Here is a 20,563-nt window from a genome sequence, read left to right as displayed (position 1 = left end):
TGACTGCCGCGGCGGGTGAAGGGGGCATGAAAGCGCCGGCTATGCAGCATGTACTGCGTTTTGGCATGCTCCGCGCCCATGACGCCAGAGCAATGTCGTACCGACACGGAAGCCTGCGCACGGCACATCGCCGAACGGCTCGGTCCCGATCTGCGCATCGCCGCGCCGCTCGGATTAGGCAAGCCGCACGGGCTGCTCAACGCGCTGTACCGGCTGACCCAGGCCGACGGCTCGCGCTCCATGACGCTGTACACCGCCTTGTCGCTGACCCGTCCGCGTCCGCAGCCGGGGCTGGAAGAGCGCTTCGCCAAACCCTTTCTCGACCGCCACTTCGGCCTCGACACGGAAGACCCGCAATACGCCGTGGACCAGGCGCGCAATGCCTTGCCCACGAACGTGGCGGTGCACGAGTTCTACATGCAGTCCGGCGCGCTGCTGCAGTCCGGCAGCGCGCAGCGCAACTACATCAGCCAGAACTACACGCACGTCGCGCGCGACCTGGTGGTGCAGGACATCAATCTGCTGGTGCAGCTGGTCGCGCGCCGCGAGACGCCCGAAGGCGTGCGCTACAGCCTTTCGTGCAATCCGGACCTCACCCTGGATTTCCTCGACCAGGCCCGGGCCGCCGGCCGCGCGCGGCCGCTGTGCGTGGCGGTGGTGCATCCGGATCTGCCGTACCTCAGCGGCCACGCCGAAGTGGAAGCAAACTTCTTCGACCTGGAACTGCGGCCGGAAACCGCCGCCCCGCTGTTCGCCCTGCCGCGCCAGCCGGTGGACCTGGCCGAATACGCGCTGGGCCTGCACGCCAGCGCGCTGGTGAAGGACGGCGGCTGCCTGCAGATCGGCATCGGCGCGCTGTCCGACGCACTGGTGCATGCGCTGCTGCTGCGCCAGCGCGACAACGTGCACTGGCGCCGCGCCCTGGTGGCGCTGGATCCGCGCGGCGCCACCCACGCGCTGGCCGCGCGCTTCGGCGGGCTGGCGCCGTTCGACACCGGCCTGTACGGCGCCAGCGAAATGGTGATGGACGGCTTCATGCATCTGCAGCGCGCCGGCATCCTGCGGCGGCGCAGCTGGGACAACTTAGGCCTGGAGCGCGCTTCGGCGGCGGGGCGGCTGGCGCCGGAAACGCCCGGCGGGCATTACCTGCGCGGCGCGTTCTTTCTCGGCACGCGGGAGCTGTACCGCTGGCTGGACGAAACCGAGGCGGCCGATCCCGATGCGATCGACATGTGCCGCGTCTCCAACGTCAACCAGCTGTACGGCAACCACCAGGCGCTGGCCTCGCTGCAGCGCCGCGGCGCGCGCTTCTTCAACACCTGCATGATGGCGACCCTGCTGGGCTCGGCGGTGTCGGACGGCCTGGAAGACGGCCGCGTGGTCAGCGGCGTGGGCGGGCAGTACAACTTCGTGGCGATGGCGCACGAGCTGCCGGACGGACGTTCCGCCCTGCTGCTGCGCGCCACCCGCAAGGTGCGCGGCACGGTGGAGACCAATATCCGTTTCAACTACGGCCACTGCACCATTCCGCGGCATCTGCGCGATCTGTTCGTCACCGAGTACGGCGTGGCGGACCTGCGCGGCAAGTCCGACAACGAATGCGTGGAAGCGATGCTGGCGATCAGCGATGCGCGCTTCCTCGACGCGCTGTGCGCGGAGGCGAAGTCGGCGGGCAAGCTGTCGCCGGATTTCCAGATTCCGGAGAAGTGGCGCCTCAACACGCCGGAGCATCTGCGCGAGGCGCTGGGCGCGATGGAGCGCCGCGGCCTGTTTCCGGCCTTCCCGTTCGGCAGCGACTTCACCGAGGTGGAACAGCGGCTGTTGCCGGCGCTGGGGTGGTTGAAGTCGAAGAGCGGGTCGTGGCGCGGGCGCTGGGAGTTGCTGCGTGCCTTGTTCCAGCCGGGGGAGCCGGTGGAGGGCGAGGGCGAGGCGCTGGTGCGGATGGAATTGATCGGGCAGGGCAGTTTGCAGGAGCGTGTGCTGCGCAGGCTGGTATCGGCAGGGTTACGCAAAACCCATCGATAGAACTCTTCTCCCCGCCGGGGAGAAGATGCCGGCAGGCAGATGAGGGGCGGGTGCTCGCGATGGCGGTTCTACGAAGAAATGAAAAGCCCTAGGTCTTTTCGACCCTTCGCTCACCGCTCCGCCCGGCCCCTCACCCCAGCCCTCTCCCCGGAGGGGAGAGGGGGTAGGGCGCGCGATGCATTAATCTTTGCCGCACGAACCGCAATCCAAAGCCTCCATGTCCCCCACCGAATCCCTGATCCGCCGCTACTACGCCGCGTTCAATGCCGCCGACTGGCCCGCCATGCTCGGCTGTCTCGCCGGCGACGTCGCCCACGACATCAACCAGGGCGGCCGCGAGACCGGCATCGATGCGTTCAAGGCCTTTCTCGGCCGCATGGAGCGCAGCTACCGCGAGCAGCTGAAGGACATCGTGGTGATGGTCAGCGCCGACGGCGCGCATGCCGCGGCCGAATACGTGGTGCACGGCGAATACCTCGCCGACGACGAAGGCCTGCCGCCCGCGCGGGGCCAGCGCTACGTGCTGCCGGGCGGGGCGTTCTTCGACGTCCGCGACGGCAAGCTGGCCCGCGTCAGCAACTATTACAACCTCAACGACTGGATCGCCCAGGTCGGCGGCTGAGCATGGCGCTCGAGGTGATCACCTGCAGCGGCGAGGCAGTGGCCCCTTATCTGGGCGACCTGGCGCGGCTGCGCATCGCGGTGTTCCGCGAGTATCCGTATCTGTACGAAGGCGATGCCGATTACGAGCAGCGCTACCTCACCGCCTACGCGCGCTCGCCGCGCAGCGTGTTCGTGCTGGCGCTGGACGGCGGCCGCGTGGTCGGTGCTTCCACGGGACTGCCGCTGGCCGATGACGGCGAGGCCTTCCACCGGCCGTTTCTCGAACGTGGATGGCCGCTGCACGAGGTGTTCTATTTCGGCGAGTCGGTCTTGCTGTCCGCCTATCGCGGCCAGGGCCTGGGCCACCGCTTCTTCGACGAACGCGAAGCGCATGCGCGGCGCCTGAGCGGTTTCCGCCTGACCGCCTTCTGCGCGGTGGAACGCGCGCACGACGATCCGCGCCGCCCCGCCGATTACCGCCCCAACGATGCGTTCTGGCACAAGCGCGGCTATGCGCGCCAGGACGACATGTTCTGCGCACTGGACTGGAAGGAAGCCGGCGCCGCCGCGCCGAGCAGCCACCGGTTGCGCTTCTGGCTGCGTCCGCTGGACGCCTGACTCTCTATCTGGAAACACCTGTATGTCGCGCACGCTGGCCGAGTGGCTGAGCTATCAGGAAAGCGTCAACCCGCGCAGCATCGAGCTGGGCCTGGAGCGCGTGCGCGAAGTGTGGCGGCGCATGGGCGCGCCGGCGCCGGCGCGCTGGATCGTCACCGTCGGCGGCACCAACGGCAAGGGTTCCACCGTGGCCATGCTCGAAGCGATGCTGCGCGCGGCCGGACGCCGCGTGGGCTGCTACACCTCGCCGCATCTGCTGCGCTACAACGAGCGCATCCGCATCGACGGCCAGGATGCCGGCGACCAGGCCCTGGTCGACAGCTTCGAACGCATCGAGGCGGCGCGCGGCGATATTCCGCTGACCTATTTCGAATTCGGCACGCTGGCGGCGCTGGACCTGTTCGCGCGCGCGGACCTGGACGCCGCCGTGCTGGAAGTGGGGCTGGGCGGGCGGCTGGATGCGATCAATATCGTCGACGCCGACGTCGCGGTGATCACCACCGTCGATCTGGACCATATGGACTGGCTCGGCAACGACCGCGACAGCATCGGCCGCGAGAAAGCCGGCATCGCCCGCCACGGCCGCCCGGCGATCGTGGGCGAGGCGGCGCCGCCGGCCGGCCTGCTGCAGGCGCTGGCCGCCATCGGCGCGCGGGTGGAGCGGGCGGGCGTGGATTTCCGGGTGGAACGCCATGCACAGGGCTGGACCTGGCGGCATGCCGACGGCACGGCGTTCGGGCTGCCGGATCCATCGCTGGCCGCTCCGGTGCAGTACGCCAATGCGGCGGCGGCGATCGCCGCGCTGCATGCGCAAGGTACGCACGCGCCGATACCGTCCGCCGCGCTCGCGGCAGCCGCGGCCGCAGGCGTGAAGACCGCCGCCGTCGCCGCGCGGCTGCAGGCGCTGGGCGGCGATCCGGCGCTGATCGTCGACGTCGGCCACAACCCGCAGGCGGCGCGCGCGCTGGCCGAATGGCTGGACGCGCATCCTGGCGGGCGCGTGCATGCGGTGTACGGCGCGCTGGCGGACAAGGACGTGGGCGGCGTGATCGCCGCGCTGGGCGCGCGCATCGGGCATTGGCACCTGGCGGGGCTGGAGCGCGATACGCCGCGCGGCCTGCCGGCGGAGGCCTTGCGCAAGGAATTGCAGATGGCGCTGCCGCCGGCCGCGTTCGATCTTCACGCCGACGTGGGCAGCGCGCTCGCCGCGGCGCGTGCGGCGGCACTTCCGGGCGAGCGCATCCTGGCGTTCGGTTCCTTCTTCGTCGCCGCCGCGGTGCTGCAGAACTGAACGCTCGAAACGGTCATTCCCGCGTCCGCATGGGTGATCGTCCACGTCAGGTATAATCCCGCCGTTTCGTGTTTGCGCTTTTGCCGCCTTGGAGCCTGTCTTGAAAACACGTCTGCTGGGTGCCGCCGTCCTGATCGCGCTGGCGGTTCTGTTCGTGCCGATGTTCTTTTCCAGCACGCCGCCCAAGACCGGCGGCGACGAAACGGTCAGCCTGGCCATCCCGCCGGCGCCGGACCGCGACCTGCAGACGCGCACCATGAGCCTGACCCCGGGCGCCGCCACCGCCGGCACGGCCGCCGCCGCGCCGGCCGCGGCTTCCTCGGCCGCGGGCCAGGCCGCCACGCCGGCCGGCTCGGACAAGCTGGCCACGGTGGAGATCGGTTCCAACCGCCCGCGCGACGTCGAGACCGACCCTGCCGCCGGCCAGCAGCCGGCGCCGACCACGGTCACCCGCCCGGGCGCGCCCGGCCAGCCGGTGATCCCGAACCAGGCCGCCGCGCCGCCGAAGCCGGCCGCGCAGCCGGCGATTCCCGCGCAGACCAAGCCCGCCGCCACCCCCCCGGCACCCGCCGCCGACCTGCCGGCCGCGACCGCGGCGCATGGCCGCTACACCCTCAATCTCAGCGCCTACGCTTCCGCTGCCAGCGCGCAAAGCCTGACCCAGCGCGTGCGCGCGCTCGGCTATCCGGTGTCCAGCCGCCCGCTCAACCAGGCGGGCAAGCAGCTGACCCTGGTCACCGCCGGCCCGTTCGACACCCGCGCCGCCGCCGAGGCCGCGCGCCTGAAGATCACCCAGACCATCCCCGGCGCCCCGGCCCGCCTCGAAGGCAGCGCCAGCACGCCGGCGCAGGACGACGCTCCGGCCGCGGCCGCGGCGGCGCCCGCCGCCAAGCCGGCCGCCGCCGCGCCTGCGCCCGCCGCCCGCGCGGGCGGCTGGGCGGTGCAGGTAGCCGCGATGGGCAGCCAGGCCGACGCCACCGCGTTGCGCGACAAGCTGCGTTCCAACGGCTTCGACGGCTACGTCGACACCGTGAACGCCAGCGGCAAGCAGCTGTGGCGCGTGCGCGCCGGCCCGCAGACCCAGCGCGACGACGCGGTGCGCGTGCGCGACCAGATCAAGACCAAGCTCGGCCTCGCCGGCAACGTCGTCTCCGCGCCCTGAGCATCGAGGCCAGCGCCGCCATGAACTGGGCCGACTACATCATCCTGGCGGTACTGGGCATCTCGGTCTTGATCGGGTTGTGGCGCGGCCTCATTTCCGAGGTGCTGGGCCTGCTGATCTGGGTCACCGCGGCGTGGATCACCTGGACCTTCGGTCCGCACGTGGCGGAGTTGTACGCGAACAAGATCAGCCTGCCTTCGGCGCGCCTGGCAGCCGGCTATGCCACCACCTTCGTCGGCGTGCTGGTGCTGGGCATCGTGGTGCGCTTCCTGGTGGCCAGGCTGGTGCAGGGCACCGGCCTGAGCGGCACGGATCGCCTGCTGGGCATGCTGTTCGGCCTGGCGCGCGGCGTGCTGGTGGTGACGGTAGGCGTGTTCCTGGTGAGCCTCACCGCGCTGACGCGCGATCCGTGGTGGCAGCAGTCGGCCTTGCTGCCGCAGTTCACCGGCGTGGCCGGCTGGCTGAACCAGCAGGTGCCGAGCAGCGCCCGGCGCTTCCTGCAGCAGCCGTCGACGGCGATGGACGGACTGCCGTCGCTGCCGGACAAGCTGCCGGAGCTGCGGCTGCCGACCCAGTTGCCCAGCCAGCTGCCGCAACTGCCCAGCCAATGGCAAGGCCAGCTGCAAGGCCTGCCGGCGGCACTGCAGGGCCTGGCGCCCGCACCGGCCCGCAGCGCAGCGCGCGCGCCCGGCGCGGACGCCGCGGTACCGCGCGACCCGGCCGCCATGAGCGCCGCGCGCGACCCCAAGGCAGTGGAAGCCGCCCCGCGCCAGACAACGAATCCTTAAAGCACTTACAGGCATCACAACCATGTGCGGAATCATCGGCATCGTCGGTACCACCGAGGTGGCATCGGCCCTCTACGACGGCTTGACCGTGCTGCAGCACCGCGGCCAGGACGCGGCAGGCATCGCCACCGTCGAGGGCGCGCGGCTGCGCCTGCACAAGGGCAACGGCCTGGTGCGCGACGTGTTCAACCAGACCGCGATGACCGGCCTGCGCGGCCGCATCGGCATGGGCCATTGCCGCTATCCCACCGCCGGTTCCGAGGGTTCCTCGGAAGCGCAGCCGTTCTACGTGAACTCGCCCTACGGCATCGCGTTCGCGCACAACGGCAACCTGGTCAACACCGAAACGCTGCGGCGCGAGATGTTCGAGGACGACCGCCGCCACATCAACACCGATTCGGATTCCGAAGTGCTGCTCAACGTGCTGGCGCACGAGCTGCAGATCCAGGACCGCATGGCGCTCACGCCCGACCACATCTTCAAGGCCGTGGCCGGCGTGCACGCCCGCGCGCGCGGCGGCTACGCCTGCCTGGCGCTGATCCTGGGCTACGGCCTGCTGGCCTTCCGCGATCCCAACGGCATCCGTCCGCTGGTGCTGGGCGAGCGCGTCACCGCGGAAGGCCGCGAATACGCGGTGGCGTCGGAGTCGGTGGCGCTGGACATCCTCGGCTTCAAGCGCCTGCGCGACCTGGCGCCGGGCGAGGCGGTGTTCATCAGCGTCGACGGCCAGCTGTTCAGCCGCATGTGCGCCGAGGGCGCCACGCATGCGCCGTGCATCTTCGAATACGTGTACCTGGCGCGGCCGGACTCGATGATCGAGAACGTCTCGGTCTACAAGGCGCGCCTGCGCATGGGCCAGAAGCTGGCCGAGAAGATCCTGCGCGAGCGTCCGGACCACGGCATCGAGGCGGTCATTCCCATCCCCGACACCGCCCGCACCGCCGCCAGCGCGCTGGCCGAGGCGCTGGGCGTGCCGTTCCGCGAGGGCTTCGTCAAGAACCGCTATATCGGCCGCACCTTCATCATGCCGGGGCAGGGCGAGCGCGTGAAATCGGTGCGCCGCAAGCTCAATCCGGTGGAGCTGGAATTCCGCAAGAAGAACGTGCTGCTGGTGGACGACTCCATCGTGCGCGGCACCACCTCGCGCCAGATCATCCAGATGGCGCGCGATGCCGGCGCGCGCAACGTGTTCTTCGCCTCCGCCGCGCCCCCGGTGCGCTATCCGAACGTGTACGGCATCGACATGCCGGCCGCGTCGGAACTGGTCGCCGCCGGCCATACCGAGAAGGAAGTGGAGCAGGTGCTCGGCGCCGACTGGCTGATCTACCAGGACCTGAAGGACCTGTTCTGGGCGGTGCAGGACGGCAACGAGTCGCTGACCCACTTCGACGCCTCCTGCTTCAACGGCGAATACGTCACCGGGCTGGACAAGCAGTATCTGGAACAGATCGAGATGCTGCGCTCGGACGATGCGAAGGCGGCGCGCCGCAGCGCGTAAGCACCCTGCCGCAACGGGCAGGTCGGGGTGAGCCGCAGGCGAACCCCGACACCGCCACCGCCGTGCGCATCGCGATGTTGGGGTTCGCCTGCGGCTCACCCCAACCTACACTTGCGTCATGAACGACCTGTACCAAGCCGCGAAGCGCTGCCTCGACGCCACCGATCCGGCGGAGAAAGTGCGCCTGACGCACGCGGCCTGGAACGCCTTGCTGGCCGGCGAACTGCAGCCGGATCCGGCCTCGCCGGCGCCCGAACCCATCGGCGCGCCCGGCCGCCCCGAACGCCCGCTGCTGGTCCACGCCAGCAAGGTGCCCAGCCGCGGCCTCGGCAGCTCCGAAGGCCGCGCGGCGCTGGTGCATGCCGTGGCGCATATCGAATTCAACGCGATCAACCTGGCCTGGGACGCGGTCTACCGCTTCCGCGGCAAGCCCGGCGCCTACTACCGCGACTGGGCCAGCTGCGCCCACGACGAGGCGCGCCACTTCGACATGCTCAGCGAGCGCCTGGCGGAACTGGGCCACGCCTACGGCGATTTCGACGCGCACAACGGCCTGTGGGAAATGGCCGAGAAGACCGCGCATCACGACACCGCGCGCATGGCCCTGGTGCCGCGCGTGCTGGAAGCGCGCGGGCTGGACGTGACGCCCGGCATCATCGAGCGCCTGCGCGGCGCGGGCGACGAGCGCACCATCGCGATCCTGGAAGTGATCCTGCGCGAGGAAGTGGCGCACGTCGCCGCCGGCACGCGCTGGTTCCGCCACTGCTGCGAACGCGACGGGCTGGAGCCGCGCCAGGCCTTCCTGGATCTGCTGCGCGGCTACATGGGCCGCACGCCGCGCGGACCGTTCAACCGGCAGGCGCGGCTGGAAGCGGGCTTCGACGCCGAGGAAATGGACCGGCTGGCCGAACTGGCGCTGCTCGACTGAGCTGCCTGCGTTGCCGCGGCGAAGCGCGGACATGAAAAAGCCGGCGCTGGGCCGGCTTGATCATCGAATTGGTCGGGGTGACATGATTCGAACATGCGACTTCTACGTCCCGAACGTAGCGCTCTACCAGGCTGAGCTACACCCCGTGGGAGCCGCGTATCTTAATGACCCTCGGCGGACTTCGCAACAGGTCCGGAACATTCCGATTCCGCGCCGCGCCCGGCGAAGGGCCGCGCAGGCCTTCTGCTAACCTATGCGGCTACCGCCGCGCGCCATGGCGCCGGCAGCGTTTCCCTTTCGAAGCAGAGGATTTCATGGCGCTTACCCCGGCCCGCACCATGCCCGGTGTACTCGAGCTGCTGCCGCTCGACCAGATCGCGTTCCAGCGCATGCTCGACACGATCCGCCGCAACTACGAGCGCTTCGGTTTCCTGCCGGTGGAAACGCCGGTGATGGAGTTCTCCGAGGTGCTGCTGACCAAGACCGGTGGCGAGACCGAGCGCCAGGTGTATTTCGTGCAGTCCACCGGGTCGCTGGAGCAGGGCGAGAAGCCCGAGCTTGCCCTGCGCTTCGACCTCACCGTGCCGCTGGCCCGCTACGTGGCCGAGCACGAGCACGACCTGAGCTTCCCGTTCCGCCGCTACCAGATGCAGCGCGTGTACCGCGGCGAGCGTGCCCAGCGCGGCCGCTTCCGCGAGTTCTACCAGTGCGACATCGACGTGATCGGCAAGGACGGCCTGTCGGTGCGCTACGACGCCGAGCTGCCGGCGGTCATCTACAGCGTATTCCGCGAGCTGAACATCGGCGCGTTCACCATCCAGCTCAACAACCGCAAGCTGATGCGCGGCTTCTTCGAGAGCCTGGGCGTGAGCGACGCCGAGCAGCAGACCCTGGTGCTGCGCGAAGTGGACAAGCTGGACAAGCGCGGCGCCGACTACGTGCGCGAGACGCTCACCGGCGCAAGCTTCGGCCTGGCCGCCGACGTGGCCGAGAAGATCCTCGCCTTCGTGCAGGTGCGTTCCAGCTCGGTGCGCGAGGCGTTCGAGCAGCTCGACGCGCTCGGCGCGGGTCCGGAGTCGATGGAGCAGGGCCGTGCGGAGCTGAAGGAAGTGCTGGGCCTGATCCGCGACTTCGGCGTGCCGGAATCGCATTTCGCGCTGAACCTGTCGATCGCGCGCGGCCTGGACTACTACACCGGCACCGTCTACGAGACCACGCTCAACGACTACCCGCAGATCGGCTCGATCTGCTCCGGCGGCCGCTACGAGAACCTCGCCGGCCAGTACACCAAGTCGCGCCTGCCGGGCGTGGGCATCTCCATCGGCCTGACCCGCCTGTACTGGCAGCTGCGCGAAGCCGGCCTGGTCAGCACCGCGCGCAGCACGGTGGACGTGCTGGTCACGCAGATGGACGAGTCGCGCATGGCCGACTACCTGGCCGTGGCCAGCGAACTGCGCGGCGCCGGCATCGCCACCGAGGTGGTGCTGGAAGGCGGCAAGCTGGCCAGGCAGTTCAAGTACGCCGACCGCGCGGGCATCCGCTTCGTGCTGGTGCTGGGCGAGGACGAACTGGCCAAGGGCGTGGTCACGGTGAAGGACATGCGCCGCGAGGACCAGTTCGAAGTCGCCCGCGCGGAACTGATCAAGACGCTGCGCGTCGAGCTGGCGCAGGCCGAGATCGCGCCGTGATCCCGGCGCGGACGCCGTCGCCGATGGCGTCCGCGCGGTTCCTCTTGCCGCATCCCCATTCCCCATGAGACCAGCGCCCACCGGCGCGGAGCACACCTATGAGCCATATCCATGAGCGTGAGCAGATCCGACTCGATGGCAGCAGCCTCACTCGCGCGCAACTGGTTGCCGCCGCGCGCGAGCGCGTGCCGGTGGTGCTGGACGAGGCGCAGCTGGCGCGCGTGCAGCGCGCCGCGGATTTCCTCGCCGACAAGGTGAGCTGCGGCGAGCCGACCTACGGCGTCACCACCGGTTTCGGCAGCAACGCGGACAAGCTGCTGGGCGCGCATCGCCTGCGCGATGAGCTGCCCGGCGGCCACCCTGAAAAGCCGGAAGGCACGCTGCTGGAAGAACTGCAGCACAACCTCATCACCACCCATGCCGTGTGCGTGGGCAAGCCGTTCGCCGAGGACGTGGTGCGCGCCATGCTGGTGATCCGCATCAATACCTTGATGCGCGGCCATTCGGGCATCCGCGTGGAAACCCTGCGCGCGCTGGCCGCGCTGCTCAACAGCGGCGTGGTGCCGGTGGTGCCGGAGAAGGGCTCGGTCGGCGCCAGCGGCGATCTCGCCCCGCTGTCGCACCTGGCCATCGTGCTGCTCGGCGGCGGCGAAGCGTTCTACCAGGGTGAGCGCCTGCCTGGCGCCGAAGCGCTGGAGCGCGCGGGCCTGGTGCCGATCCGCCTGTCCTTCAAGGAAGGCCTGGCGCTGAACAACGGCACCGCGCAGATGCTGGCCACCGCCGCGCTGGCGCTGGACACGCTGGAATACCTGCTGGACACCGCGGACCTGGCCGCCGCCATGACGCTGGACGCCTTCGCCGGCCGCAGCGGCGCGCTGCGCCCGGAAGTGCACGCGCTGCGCCCGCATCCCGGCCAGGTGGAAGCCGCCGGGCACGTGCGCGAGCTGCTGACCGAAAGCACGCTGGTGGATATTCCTTACCACCTGGTGCCGCGCTTCAAGCAGTGGGCTTCCGATGCGTGGACGGCGCCGGAAGACCAGGCGCTCAGCTTCGACATCGGCTGGGACTGGGTGCCGGCCAATCAGCGCCACGGCCGCGAGGCCTTCTACAGCCGCTTCCTGCCGTTCAAGGGCGGCAAGAAGCACCAGCCGCAGGACGCCTATTGCCTGCGCTGCATGCCGCAGGTGCATGGCGCGGTGCGCGATGCCTGGGCGCAGGCCTGCCGCGTGATCGATATCGAGCTCAATGCGGTGACCGACAATCCGCTGATCTTCCCGGACGCGGAGGGTGCGCAGTTCATCGAGGAGCAGGTGATTTCGGCGGGCCATTTCCATGGGATGCCGCTGGCGCTGGCGATGAGCTACGTCAAGGCCGCGATTCCGGTGCTGGCTTCGATTTCCGAGCGCCGGCTCAACAAGCTGGTGGATCCGGCGACCAACGACGGGCTGCCGGCGTTTCTTACCGGCAACGAGGACGGTACCGACTCGGGCTTCATGATCGTGCAGTACACGGCGGCGGCGCTGGTCAACGATCTGGCGACGCGGGCGCATCCGGCCAGCGTCTACTCGGTGCCGACGAGTGCCAATGCCGAGGATCATGTCTCCATGGGCGCCAATGAGGCGCGGCATGTGCTGGAGATGCTGGATGATCTCAGCCATGTGATTGCGTTGGAGTTGTATACGGCGGCGCAGGCGCTGGATTTGCGCCAGGCGATGTTGAATGCCGCGCGGCGGTTGGCGGCGCGTGGCGACTGGAGGGCGCTGGCGGCCAAGGTGGCGAATGCGCCGCGGGAGGATCATGCGCATTACGCGCAGTTTGCTGCGGAGGTGCAGCAGTTGACCTCGGCCTTGGCCGGGGTGGGGGATTTCCACGCGGGGGAGGCGGTGCGCAAGGCGCACGATGTGTTGCGTGGGCACATTGGGTTTATGTCGCGTGATCGCGCGATGGATGGGGATGTGCGCACGGTGTGCGAGCTGGTGCAGCGGCGCGCTGTCGGCTGAATGCTCGTCGTCCTGGCGTAGGCCTCCCTACTCGTCATCCCGGCGTCGGCCGGGATCCAGTAGCGACTAGGTGAGGTTGTCGCGACTTGGCCGCTTATGCAGCGGGCATTCCGTGCGCCTGCCGGCGCCCGGGTCACTTTCTCTTTGCTGGCTCAAAGAGAAAGTAACCAAAGAGAAATAGCCTTAGAGCAAAGGCTCGCGACGCGACTAGAAGGAGCAGTGGGCGGCTGCGGTAGTCTGATTAACCTGGGTCTACACGAAACCACAGTGCGTTTACGTAGCGGGTGCTTCAACGTGCCGTTGCCGAGAGGACGTTCAGCGACCGGGGCCAGCTTTTGCTTTTCGTTCCTGCCTGCCTCACGACATCACCCCTCTCCCCTCCGGGGAGAGGGCAGGGTGAGGGGCCAAGGCTTGCGGCAACACGCATCGAGCCAAAGCCCTTTATCTGACGCCAGCCGCGCGCCGCATATGCCGCGCCGCCCATGCGAGCCACACCAGAATCAAGCCGATCGTCAGCTTCTGCATCAGCCCATGCGGCAGGTCGCGCAGGAATACGTGGGACCACAGCACCACGGTCGCGAGCCACGCCACGATCCATCCCGCCGTGCTGCCTGTGCGCAGCAGGGCATCGCGTCGCCAGCGTGCATTCAACAGCAGCATCCCGAAACTCAGCCACAGAAACGTGGCCTGCGCGGCGAGGCCGTGAATCAGGCGTGCCGGTTGTTCGTACGGTGAGCCGAGGAATAGCTCGGTGAGTGCGACGACGGGCAGGGCCAGGCCGGCGCCTGCGAACAGCGTCGAGGCCAGGCGGCTGCGCAGTGGTGGCGATGTTGCGCGGTATCCGCCCAAGGCAAAGCCCAGCAGGCCGGCCGAGATCAGGTAATACGCCAGGCGCACGTAGGCGCCGCCGGGACCGGTGAGATAGAAGCTGAGGGGGATGGCGATGGGGTCGAGGTCGTGCCGCCAGAACTGGGCGGCGCCGCAGACCAGGGCGAAGACGGTGGTGGTGAGCAGGAGGAGATGGGCGGTCGGGGCGACGGGGCGCGTGTCGGTCATGGGGCGCGTTGGGGCGGAAAGTCGCGGATTGTAGGCCTTGGGCGGGTGAAGCGGTCGTTGCGGGTGTGGCGGTCCGGGTGGGCAATAAGCCCCGGGTAGCGGGCTTGCTGCAAGCGCACAAGCGGGTTATAGTCTGCTCCACTGTATTAACGCGTTAGTACATTATGAAGCGTCGATCGCTGGATCCCGAACTGCCTGCCGAGTCCGCCGAGCTCAGTCTGAGCGAGGCCTTGCTGTCGTTGAAGAACACCGAGGAGATGAGCGCCTTCCTGCGCGACCTGTGCACGCCGGCCGAGCTGGAAGTGCTGGTGGATCGCTGGCGGGTGGTGCCGTATCTGCTGGACGAGGTGCCGTACCGGGAGATCCACGAGCGCACGGCGGTGAGCATCACCACCATCGGGCGCGTGGCGCGCTTCCTCAACCAGGGCAATGGCGGCTATCTCGCCGCCGCGGCCCGTGCGTCGCGCCGCCGGGCGGCGAAGAAGGGGCGTGCATGAAACCGCGTGACCGCCTGCGTATCGCCATGCAGAAATCCGGCCGGCTGACCGAGCCGGCGCTGGACCTGCTCAACCGCTGCGGCCTCAGCTTCCGCCAGAGCCGCGACAAGCTGTTCCTGTTCGGCGAAGGCGAGCCGGTCGACCTGCTGCTGGTCCGCGACGACGACATCCCGGGGCTGATCGCCCAGGGCGTGTGCGACCTCGGCATCGTCGGCCGCAACGTGCTCAGCGAGTACTCGCTTACCGACGGGCGCGAGACCGAACCGCTGGCCGAATGGCGGCCGCTCGGCTTCGGCCGCTGCCGGCTGTCGATCGCGGTGCCGCAAGAGATGAACTACGAGCAGCCGCCGCAGCTGGCCGGGCTGCGCATCGCCACCTCGTATCCGGGACTGCTGCGCGACTGGCTGCGCCGCAGCGGCGTCGACGCCGGCGTGGTGACCCTGGCCGGTTCGGTCGAGATCGCGCCGCGGCTGGGCACGGCCGACCTGATCTGCGATCTGGTGCAGAGCGGCGGCACCCTGGTCGCCAACCAGCTGCGCGAGGCCGACGTGCTGCTGGAAAGCGAGGCGGTGCTGGCCGGCCCCAAGGTGCTGCCCACCGACGAGCGCGGCGACATGATCGAGCTGCTGCTTAAGCGCCTCGACGGCGTGATGCAGGTGCGCGAGTCGCGCCTGCTGCTGCTGCAGACCTCGCGCCAGCACCTGGACGCGGTGACCCGCCTGCTGCCGGGCGGCCCGCAGCCGACCCTGCTGCCGGTGGCGGGGCAGCCGGACCAGCTGATGCTGCAGGCGCTGTGCGCGGGCGAGGTGAGCTGGCGGCAGCTGGAAGAGATCAAGAAGGCCGGCGCGCGCGAGATGTTCGTGCTGCCGGTGGAGAAGATGCTGGCATGAAACGACTGGACTGGAATGCGCTCGATCCCGCGGCGCAGGTGCAGGCACTGGCCCGTCCCGCGCAGTCGCGCGCGGAGGAACTGCGCCGCGGCGTCGAGGCGATCGTCGCCAAGGTGCGCGCCGAAGGCGATGCCGCCTTGCGCGAGCTGAGCGCGAAGTACGACCGCTGCGCGATCGAGGCGATCGAGGTGACAGCGGAGGAATTCGCCGCCGCCGAAGCGGCGCTCGCACCGGAGCTCAAGGCCGCCATCGAAGAAGCCGCCGCGCGCATCGCGGCCTTCCATCGCGAGTCTGCGCCGCGACCCGTCGCCGTGGACACCGCCCCGGGCGTGCGCGTCGAACGCGTGCTGCGTCCGATCGCCAAAGTCGGCCTGTACGTGCCGGCCGGCAGCGCGCCGCTGCCGTCGACCGCGCTGATGCTCGGCGTGCCGGCGGGCATCGCCGGCTGCCGCGAGATCGTGCTGTGCTCGCCCGCGCGCGCGGACGGCCGCTGCGACGAGGCGGTGCTGTATGCCGCGCGCGTCACCGGCGTGCACCGCGTGTTCAAGCTGGGCGGCGCGCAGGCGATCGCCGCCATGGCCTATGGCACGGAAACCGTGCCGCGCTGCGACAAGCTGTTCGGCCCCGGCAATGCCTGGGTCACCGAGGCCAAGCTGCAAGTATCCGGCGACCCGGACGGCGCCGCGATCGATATGCCGGCCGGTCCTTCGGAAGTGCTGGTGATCGCCGACGGCCAGGCCGATCCGGAATTCGTCGCCGCCGACCTGCTGTCGCAGGCGGAGCATGGCCCCGACTCGCAGGTGATCCTGCTCAGTCCCTCCGATGCGCTGCTGGACCGCGTGGCGGTGGAAGTCGACAACCAGTGCGCGGCCTTGCCGCGGGCGGACATCGCGACGCAGGCGCTGGCGCAGAGCCGCCTGATCCTGGTCGATTCGCTGGAACAGGCGGTGGCGGTAAGCAACCGCTACGCGCCGGAGCACCTGATCCTGCAGGTGGCCGCGCCGCGCGCGCTGCTGGACGGCATCGACAGCGCCGGCTCGATCTTCCTCGGCGCCTGGACGCCGGAATCGGTGGGCGACTACTGCAGCGGCAGCAACCACGTGCTGCCCACCTACGGCTATGCGCGCAGCTACAGCGGCGTGTCGGTGGCCAGTTTCCAGAAGCAGATCACCGTGCAGGAACTGAGCGCCGACGGCCTGCGCGCGATCGGCCCCTGCACCGCGACCCTGGCCGCCGCCGAGCAACTGGAAGCGCACCGCCGCGCGGTGACGCTGCGCCTGGCCGCGCTGGAGGCGAAGGCATGAGCGTGCTCGATCTGGCGCGTCCGGAGATCCGCGCCATGCAGCCGTATTCCTCAGCGCGCATGGAAGCCAGCGGCGGCGCCATCCTGCTCAATGCGAACGAATCGGCCTGGGCGCCGGCGGGCGCGGCGGGGCAGGGCTGCAACCGCTATCCCGATCCGCAGCCGGCCGCGCTGCTGCAGGCGCTGGCCCAGCTCTACGGCGTGCGCGAGGAGCAACTGCTGGTCGGCCGCGGCAGCGACGAGGCGATCGACCTGCTGGTGCGCGCGTTCTGCCGCGCGGGGCGCGACGCCATCGCGATCCAGCCGCCGACCTTCGGCATGTACTCGGTGTGCGCGCGCATCCAGGACGCGGGCATCGTGGAGGTGCCGCTCGCCGCCGATTTCACGGTGGATGCCGACGCTCTGCTGGCCGCCATCACGCCGGCGGTGAAGCTGGTCTTCGTCTGCACGCCGAACAATCCCACCGGACAGCCGGTGCCGCGCGCCACCATCGAGCGCCTGGCGCGCGAGCTGGCCGGCCGCGCGCTGCTGGTGGTGGACGAGGCCTATGTCGAATTCGCCGATGGCGGCAGCGTGGCGGAGCTGATCGACACTTACGACAACCTCGCCGTGCTGCGCACCTTGTCCAAGGCCTGGGCGCTGGCCGGCGCGCGCGTCGGTACGCTGCTGGCAAATGCCGAGGTGATCGCCCTGTTGCGTCGGATCATTCCGCCGTATCCGCTGCCGCTGCCTTGCGTGACGGCGGCGCTGGACGGCCTGTCGGTGCCGGGCCAGGCGGAAGCGGCCGGACATATCCGCATCGTGCGTGAAGAGCGCAGCCGCATGGCCGCCGCGCTGGCCGCCGTGCCGGGCGTGCGCGAGGTGCTGCCTTCGCAGGCGAATTTCCTTGCCGTGCGCTTCGACGATGCCGGCGGCGCCTATCAGCGCCTGTTCGCGGCCGGGATCGTGGTCCGCGACGTACGGCGTTATCCGAATCTTGCCGATGCCTTGCGCATTACCCTGGGTACTCCGGCGGAGAATACGCGTGTGCTCGAAGTGCTGAATGGAGGACGCGTATGAGCCGCAAGATGCTTTTCGTCGACCGCGACGGCTGCCTGATCGAGGAACCGGCCGACGAACAGATCGACAGCTACGAGAAACTCGCCCTGCTGCCCGGCGTGATCGCCGCGCTGCAGCGCTGCGTGGCCGCCGGCTACGAGCTGGTGATGGTCACCAACCAGGACGGCCTGGGCACCGACAGCTTCCCCGAGGCGCATTTCACCGGCCCGCACGAGCTGCTGATGCGCATCCTGTCCTCGCAGGGCATCCGCTTCCGCGAAGTGCTGATCGACCGCAGCTTCCCGCGCGACGGGCTGGACACGCGCAAGCCCGGTGTCGGCATGCTGCGCCATTACCTGGCCGACGACAGCTGGAGCCGCGGCCTCTCGGCCATGGTGGGCGACCGCCAGACCGACCTGCAGTTCGCCGCCAACATGGGCGTGCGCGGCTTCCTGGTCGGGCCCAAGGGCCAGTCGTGGGAAGAGATCGCGCACCAGCTGCTGGATGCGCCGCGCACCGCCACGGTCGTGCGCAACACCAAGGAAACCCGCATCACGGTAAGCGTGGACCTGGACCGCGTGGCCGAGCCCAAGGCCCGCACCGGCTTGGGCTTCTTCGACCACATGCTGGAGCAGATCGGCAAGCACGGCGGCTTCGCGCTGGAACTTGAGTGCGACGGCGACACGCATATCGACGAGCACCACACCATCGAGGACTGCGCATTGGCCCTGGGGCAGGCGTTGCGGCAGGCGCTGGGCGACAAGCGTGGCATCGGCCGCTACGGCTTCGTGCTGCCGATGGACGAATCGGAAGCCAGCGCGGCGCTGGATCTTTCGGGCCGCCCGTACTTCGTGTTCGACGGCAATTTCCCGCGCGAACGCGTGGGCGAGGTGCCGACCGAGCTGGTGCCGCATTTCTTCCGCTCGCTGTGCGAGACCCTGGGCGCGAACCTGCACCTGAGCGTCTACGGCGAGAACGCGCACCACATGGTCGAGGCCTGCTTCAAGGCGGTGGCGCGCGCCCTGCGCGACGCCATCCGCCGCGAGGGCAGCGAGCTGCCCAGCACCAAGGGAGCGCTGTAATGGCCGTGGTGCTGGTCGATGCGGGCGGCACCAATATCGGCTCGGTGCGCTACGCCCTGCAGCGGCTGGGCGCGGATGCGGCGCTCACCGCCGATGCGCAGGCGATCCGCGCCGCCGACAAGGTGATCCTGCCCGGCGTCGGCGCCGCCGGCCCCGGCATGGCGCGCCTGCGCGAGCTGGGGCTGGTGGAGCTGATGCGCTCGCTCACCCAGCCGGTGCTGGGCGTGTGCCTGGGGATGCAATTGCTGTTCGAGCGCTCGGAAGAAGGCGATACCGAGTGCCTGGGCGTGATCCCCGGCGCGGCGCGCCGTTTCGCCGACACGCCGGAGCTGCGCGTGCCGCACATGGGCTGGAACAAGCTGCGCGTCGAGCGCGGGCATCCGCTGGTGGCCGGGCTCGGGAACGGACCGGGGCACGAAGGCTGGGCCTACTTCGTGCACAGCTACGCCTTGCCGCCGGGCGAGCACACGCTGGCCAGCGCCGATTTCGGCGGTGCGTTCTCGGCCGTCGTCGCGCGCGGCAATTTCCACGGCATGCAATTCCACCCCGAGCGTTCCGCCGCCGTCGGCGCCAGGCTCCTGCAGAACTTCCTCGAACTATGAGCTTTACCGTCATCCCCGCCATCGATCTGCGCGCCGGCCGCGTGGTGCGCCTGCGCCAGGGCGACTACGCCCAGCAGACCACCTATGAGTTCGAGCCGCGCGCGCTGGCCCTGCGCTACGCCGGCGCGGGCGCCATGTGGCTGCATGTGGTGGACCTGGACGGGGCCCGTTCCGGCAGCCTGGACAACCTGCGCGTGATCGAGGCGATCGCCCGCGACGGCATGCACGTGCAGGCCGGCGGCGGCGTGCGCGGCGAGGACGATCTGCGCCGCCTGTTCGATGCCGGCGTGGCGCGCGTGGTGCTCGGCAGCGTGGCCATCCGCGAGCCCGAACGGGTCGGCGGCTGGCTGCACGAGTACGGCGCGGAGCGGTTCACCATCGCGCTGGACACGCGCCGCATCGACGGGCGCTGGGCCCTGCCCAGCGCCGGCTGGACCGAACTGGAAGCCCGCTCGCTGGACGAACTGGCACCCTGGTACGCCGAGCGCGGCGCCCAGCAGCTGCTGTGCACCGACATCGACCGCGACGGCATGCTGGCCGGGTTCAACCTGGAGCTTTACCGCGAGCTCGCGCGCAGCGTGCCGGCGCTGGCCGTGCAGGCTTCCGGCGGCGTGCGCTCCATAGAAGACATCGTGGCGGCGCGTGACGCGGGCGCGCAGGGCGTGATCCTGGGCCGCGCCCTGCTGGAAGGCCGCTTCACCATCGAGGAGGCATTGGCATGCTGAGCCGCCGCATCATTCCCTGCCTGGACGTGCGCGACGGCAAGGTGGTCAAGGGCGTGCGCTTCCGCGACCACGTGGTGATGGGCGAGATCGTCGAGCTGGCCATGCGCTACCGCGACGAAGGCGCCGACGAACTGGTGTTCTACGACATCACCGCCAGCCCGGAAGGGCGCAGCGTGGACCGCGGCTGGGTCGAGCGCGTGGCGCGCGAGATCGACATCCCGTTCTGCGTGGCCGGCGGCATCCGCAGCGTGGAAGAAGCGCGCACCGTGCTGCACGCCGGCGCCGACAAGATCTCGGTCAACTCGCCCGCGCTGGAACGGCCCGCGCTGATCGGCGAACTGGCCGATGCATTCGGTGTGCAATGCGTGGTGGTCGGCGTTGACAGCCTGCGCGACGCCGACGGCGAATGGCGCGTGCGCCAGTACACCGGCGACCCGGGCAAGACCCAGGCCCTGGCGCGGCGCACGCTGGACTGGATCGAGGAGGCCCAGCACCTGGGCGCCGGTGAGATCGTGCTCAATTGCATGGGCAGCGACGGCGTGCGCGAAGGCTACGACCTGGAGCAGCTGCACGCCGCACGCAGGTTGTGCCGCGTGCCGCTGGTGGCCTCCGGCGGCGCGGGTGCGCCGGAGCATTTCCGCGATGCGTTCGCGGTGGCCGACGTGGACGGCGCATTGGCGGCCAGCGTGTTCCACAGCGGCACGATCGCCATTCCCGCGCTCAAGCACTACCTGCGTGGCGCGGGCATTGCGACACGTCTCTGACCGGA

At 69.8% G+C, this 20,563-nt stretch carries 19 protein-coding genes and 1 tRNA gene; 18 read left to right on the top strand and 2 right to left on the bottom strand.

Annotation, left to right across the window (positions count from 1 at the left end; all coding sequences use genetic code 11):
* The first annotated feature begins 78 nt into the window (after window positions 1-78).
* From FHW85_RS05665 to FHW85_RS05630, 8 genes are all read left to right on the top strand, one after another.
* On the top strand, window positions 79-2,025 hold the full coding sequence (locus tag FHW85_RS05665) for an acetyl-CoA hydrolase/transferase C-terminal domain-containing protein (RefSeq protein WP_168647617.1): 1,947 nt from the start codon (window positions 79-81) through the stop codon (window positions 2,023-2,025).
* 217 nt (window positions 2,026-2,242) lie between these two features.
* A complete protein-coding gene (locus FHW85_RS05660) occupies window positions 2,243-2,647 on the top strand; it encodes a ketosteroid isomerase-related protein (RefSeq protein WP_167258726.1) in 405 nt (134 codons plus the stop codon).
* A gap of 2 nt (window positions 2,648-2,649) precedes the next feature.
* A complete protein-coding gene (locus FHW85_RS05655; protein ID WP_168647616.1) occupies window positions 2,650-3,246 on the top strand; it encodes a GNAT family N-acetyltransferase in 597 nt (198 codons plus the stop codon).
* Window positions 3,247-3,268: 22 nt separating this feature from the next.
* The gene (gene folC / locus FHW85_RS05650; RefSeq protein WP_168647615.1) at window positions 3,269-4,537 is read left to right on the top strand and encodes a bifunctional tetrahydrofolate synthase/dihydrofolate synthase; all 1,269 of its coding nucleotides are present in this window, start codon (window positions 3,269-3,271) and stop codon (window positions 4,535-4,537) included.
* 100 nt (window positions 4,538-4,637) lie between these two features.
* Window positions 4,638-5,699 (top strand): SPOR domain-containing protein, encoded by a 1,062-nt coding sequence (locus FHW85_RS05645; RefSeq protein ID WP_168647614.1) that lies wholly within the window; start codon window positions 4,638-4,640, stop codon window positions 5,697-5,699.
* Window positions 5,700-5,719: 20 nt separating this feature from the next.
* Window positions 5,720-6,487, top strand: coding sequence for a CvpA family protein (locus tag FHW85_RS05640; protein ID WP_167258718.1), 768 nt, complete (start codon window positions 5,720-5,722; stop codon window positions 6,485-6,487).
* A 22-nt stretch (window positions 6,488-6,509) separates the two neighbouring features.
* The gene (gene purF / locus FHW85_RS05635) at window positions 6,510-7,985 is read left to right on the top strand and encodes an amidophosphoribosyltransferase (RefSeq protein ID WP_167258716.1); all 1,476 of its coding nucleotides are present in this window, start codon (window positions 6,510-6,512) and stop codon (window positions 7,983-7,985) included.
* 118 nt (window positions 7,986-8,103) lie between these two features.
* Window positions 8,104-8,913: a ferritin-like domain-containing protein gene (locus FHW85_RS05630; protein ID WP_168647613.1), complete on the top strand. Its 810-nt coding sequence runs from the start codon at window positions 8,104-8,106 to the stop codon at window positions 8,911-8,913.
* A 69-nt stretch (window positions 8,914-8,982) separates the two neighbouring features.
* Here FHW85_RS05630 and FHW85_RS05625 read toward each other — a convergent pair.
* A tRNA-Pro gene (locus FHW85_RS05625) sits at window positions 8,983-9,059 on the bottom strand.
* A 168-nt stretch (window positions 9,060-9,227) separates the two neighbouring features.
* Here FHW85_RS05625 and hisS point away from each other — a divergent pair.
* The gene (gene hisS, locus FHW85_RS05620) at window positions 9,228-10,601 is read left to right on the top strand and encodes a histidine--tRNA ligase (RefSeq protein ID WP_168647612.1); all 1,374 of its coding nucleotides are present in this window, start codon (window positions 9,228-9,230) and stop codon (window positions 10,599-10,601) included.
* Between the two features lie 98 nt (window positions 10,602-10,699).
* Complete coding sequence (locus tag FHW85_RS05615) at window positions 10,700-12,601, top strand: aromatic amino acid ammonia-lyase (RefSeq protein ID WP_210427710.1); 1,902 nt, start codon at window positions 10,700-10,702, stop codon at window positions 12,599-12,601.
* Between the two features lie 441 nt (window positions 12,602-13,042).
* Here the strand turns inward: FHW85_RS05615 and FHW85_RS05610 are convergent, their stop codons facing one another.
* On the bottom strand, window positions 13,043-13,657 hold the full coding sequence (locus FHW85_RS05610; protein WP_168647611.1) for a DUF998 domain-containing protein: 615 nt from the start codon (window positions 13,655-13,657) through the stop codon (window positions 13,043-13,045).
* 164 nt (window positions 13,658-13,821) lie between these two features.
* On the opposite strand from FHW85_RS05610, the gene FHW85_RS05605 reads away from it, so the two are divergent.
* The 8 genes from FHW85_RS05605 to hisF are packed head-to-tail and all read left to right on the top strand — an operon-like array spanning window position 13,822 to window position 20,558.
* A complete protein-coding gene (locus FHW85_RS05605) occupies window positions 13,822-14,154 on the top strand; it encodes a YerC/YecD family TrpR-related protein (RefSeq protein ID WP_167258708.1) in 333 nt (110 codons plus the stop codon).
* On the top strand, window positions 14,151-15,044 hold the full coding sequence (gene hisG, locus FHW85_RS05600) for an ATP phosphoribosyltransferase (protein WP_167258706.1): 894 nt from the start codon (window positions 14,151-14,153) through the stop codon (window positions 15,042-15,044). Before FHW85_RS05605 ends, hisG begins: the two co-directional genes overlap by 4 nt.
* On the top strand, window positions 15,041-16,348 hold the full coding sequence (hisD, locus tag FHW85_RS05595) for a histidinol dehydrogenase (RefSeq protein WP_167258704.1): 1,308 nt from the start codon (window positions 15,041-15,043) through the stop codon (window positions 16,346-16,348). The genes hisG and hisD overlap by 4 nt, the downstream gene beginning before the upstream one ends.
* Entirely contained in the window at window positions 16,345-17,406 is a 1,062-nt protein-coding gene (gene hisC, locus FHW85_RS05590; RefSeq protein ID WP_168647610.1) for a histidinol-phosphate transaminase, read from the top strand. The genes hisD and hisC overlap by 4 nt, the downstream gene beginning before the upstream one ends.
* Window positions 17,403-18,467 (top strand): bifunctional histidinol-phosphatase/imidazoleglycerol-phosphate dehydratase HisB, encoded by a 1,065-nt coding sequence (hisB, locus tag FHW85_RS05585; RefSeq protein ID WP_167258700.1) that lies wholly within the window; start codon window positions 17,403-17,405, stop codon window positions 18,465-18,467. The genes hisC and hisB overlap by 4 nt, the downstream gene beginning before the upstream one ends.
* Window positions 18,467-19,069 carry an imidazole glycerol phosphate synthase subunit HisH gene (gene hisH, locus FHW85_RS05580; RefSeq protein ID WP_167258698.1) on the top strand — a complete coding sequence of 201 codons (603 nt, stop codon included), beginning with the start codon at window positions 18,467-18,469 and terminating at the stop codon, window positions 19,067-19,069. The genes hisB and hisH overlap by 1 nt, the downstream gene beginning before the upstream one ends.
* Complete coding sequence (gene hisA / locus FHW85_RS05575; protein WP_168647609.1) at window positions 19,066-19,794, top strand: 1-(5-phosphoribosyl)-5-[(5-phosphoribosylamino)methylideneamino]imidazole-4-carboxamide isomerase; 729 nt, start codon at window positions 19,066-19,068, stop codon at window positions 19,792-19,794. The genes hisH and hisA overlap by 4 nt, the downstream gene beginning before the upstream one ends.
* A complete protein-coding gene (hisF, locus tag FHW85_RS05570) occupies window positions 19,788-20,558 on the top strand; it encodes an imidazole glycerol phosphate synthase subunit HisF (protein ID WP_168647608.1) in 771 nt (256 codons plus the stop codon). The genes hisA and hisF overlap by 7 nt, the downstream gene beginning before the upstream one ends.
* The last annotated feature ends 5 nt before the right edge of the window (window positions 20,559-20,563 follow it).

The organism is Dyella sp. SG609, from assembly GCF_012275375.1.
Taxonomy (GTDB): Bacteria; Pseudomonadota; Gammaproteobacteria; order Xanthomonadales; family Rhodanobacteraceae; genus Dyella_D; species Dyella_D marensis.
Note: the sequence above shows the minus strand (reverse complement) of the source record. Positions and strands in the feature narration are given on the sequence as shown.

Bases quoted from the DNA above. Each gene is read 5' to 3' on its own strand.
- FHW85_RS05615 (WP_210427710.1), top strand. From the start codon at position 10,700: ATGAGCCATATCCATGAGCGTGAGCAGATCCGACTCGATGGCAGCAGC.
- hisS (WP_168647612.1), top strand. From the start codon at position 9,228: ATGGCGCTTACCCCGGCCCGCACCATGCCCGGTGTACTCGAGCTGCTG.
- hisH (WP_167258698.1), top strand. From the start codon at position 18,467: ATGGCCGTGGTGCTGGTCGATGCGGGCGGCACCAATATCGGCTCGGTG.
- FHW85_RS05630 (WP_168647613.1), top strand. From the start codon at position 8,104: ATGAACGACCTGTACCAAGCCGCGAAGCGCTGCCTCGACGCCACCGAT.
- FHW85_RS05665 (WP_168647617.1), top strand. From the start codon at position 79: ATGACGCCAGAGCAATGTCGTACCGACACGGAAGCCTGCGCACGGCAC.
- FHW85_RS05605 (WP_167258708.1), top strand. From the start codon at position 13,822: ATGAAGCGTCGATCGCTGGATCCCGAACTGCCTGCCGAGTCCGCCGAG.
- hisB (WP_167258700.1), top strand. From the start codon at position 17,403: ATGAGCCGCAAGATGCTTTTCGTCGACCGCGACGGCTGCCTGATCGAG.
- hisA (WP_168647609.1), top strand. From the start codon at position 19,066: ATGAGCTTTACCGTCATCCCCGCCATCGATCTGCGCGCCGGCCGCGTG.
- FHW85_RS05655 (WP_168647616.1), top strand. From the start codon at position 2,650: ATGGCGCTCGAGGTGATCACCTGCAGCGGCGAGGCAGTGGCCCCTTAT.
- FHW85_RS05640 (WP_167258718.1), top strand. From the start codon at position 5,720: ATGAACTGGGCCGACTACATCATCCTGGCGGTACTGGGCATCTCGGTC.
- hisC (WP_168647610.1), top strand. From the start codon at position 16,345: ATGAGCGTGCTCGATCTGGCGCGTCCGGAGATCCGCGCCATGCAGCCG.
- purF (WP_167258716.1), top strand. From the start codon at position 6,510: ATGTGCGGAATCATCGGCATCGTCGGTACCACCGAGGTGGCATCGGCC.
- hisD (WP_167258704.1), top strand. From the start codon at position 15,041: ATGAAACGACTGGACTGGAATGCGCTCGATCCCGCGGCGCAGGTGCAG.
- folC (WP_168647615.1), top strand. From the start codon at position 3,269: ATGTCGCGCACGCTGGCCGAGTGGCTGAGCTATCAGGAAAGCGTCAAC.
- FHW85_RS05610 (WP_168647611.1), bottom strand. From the start codon at position 13,657: ATGACCGACACGCGCCCCGTCGCCCCGACCGCCCATCTCCTCCTGCTC.
- hisG (WP_167258706.1), top strand. From the start codon at position 14,151: ATGAAACCGCGTGACCGCCTGCGTATCGCCATGCAGAAATCCGGCCGG.
- hisF (WP_168647608.1), top strand. From the start codon at position 19,788: ATGCTGAGCCGCCGCATCATTCCCTGCCTGGACGTGCGCGACGGCAAG.
- FHW85_RS05660 (WP_167258726.1), top strand. From the start codon at position 2,243: ATGTCCCCCACCGAATCCCTGATCCGCCGCTACTACGCCGCGTTCAAT.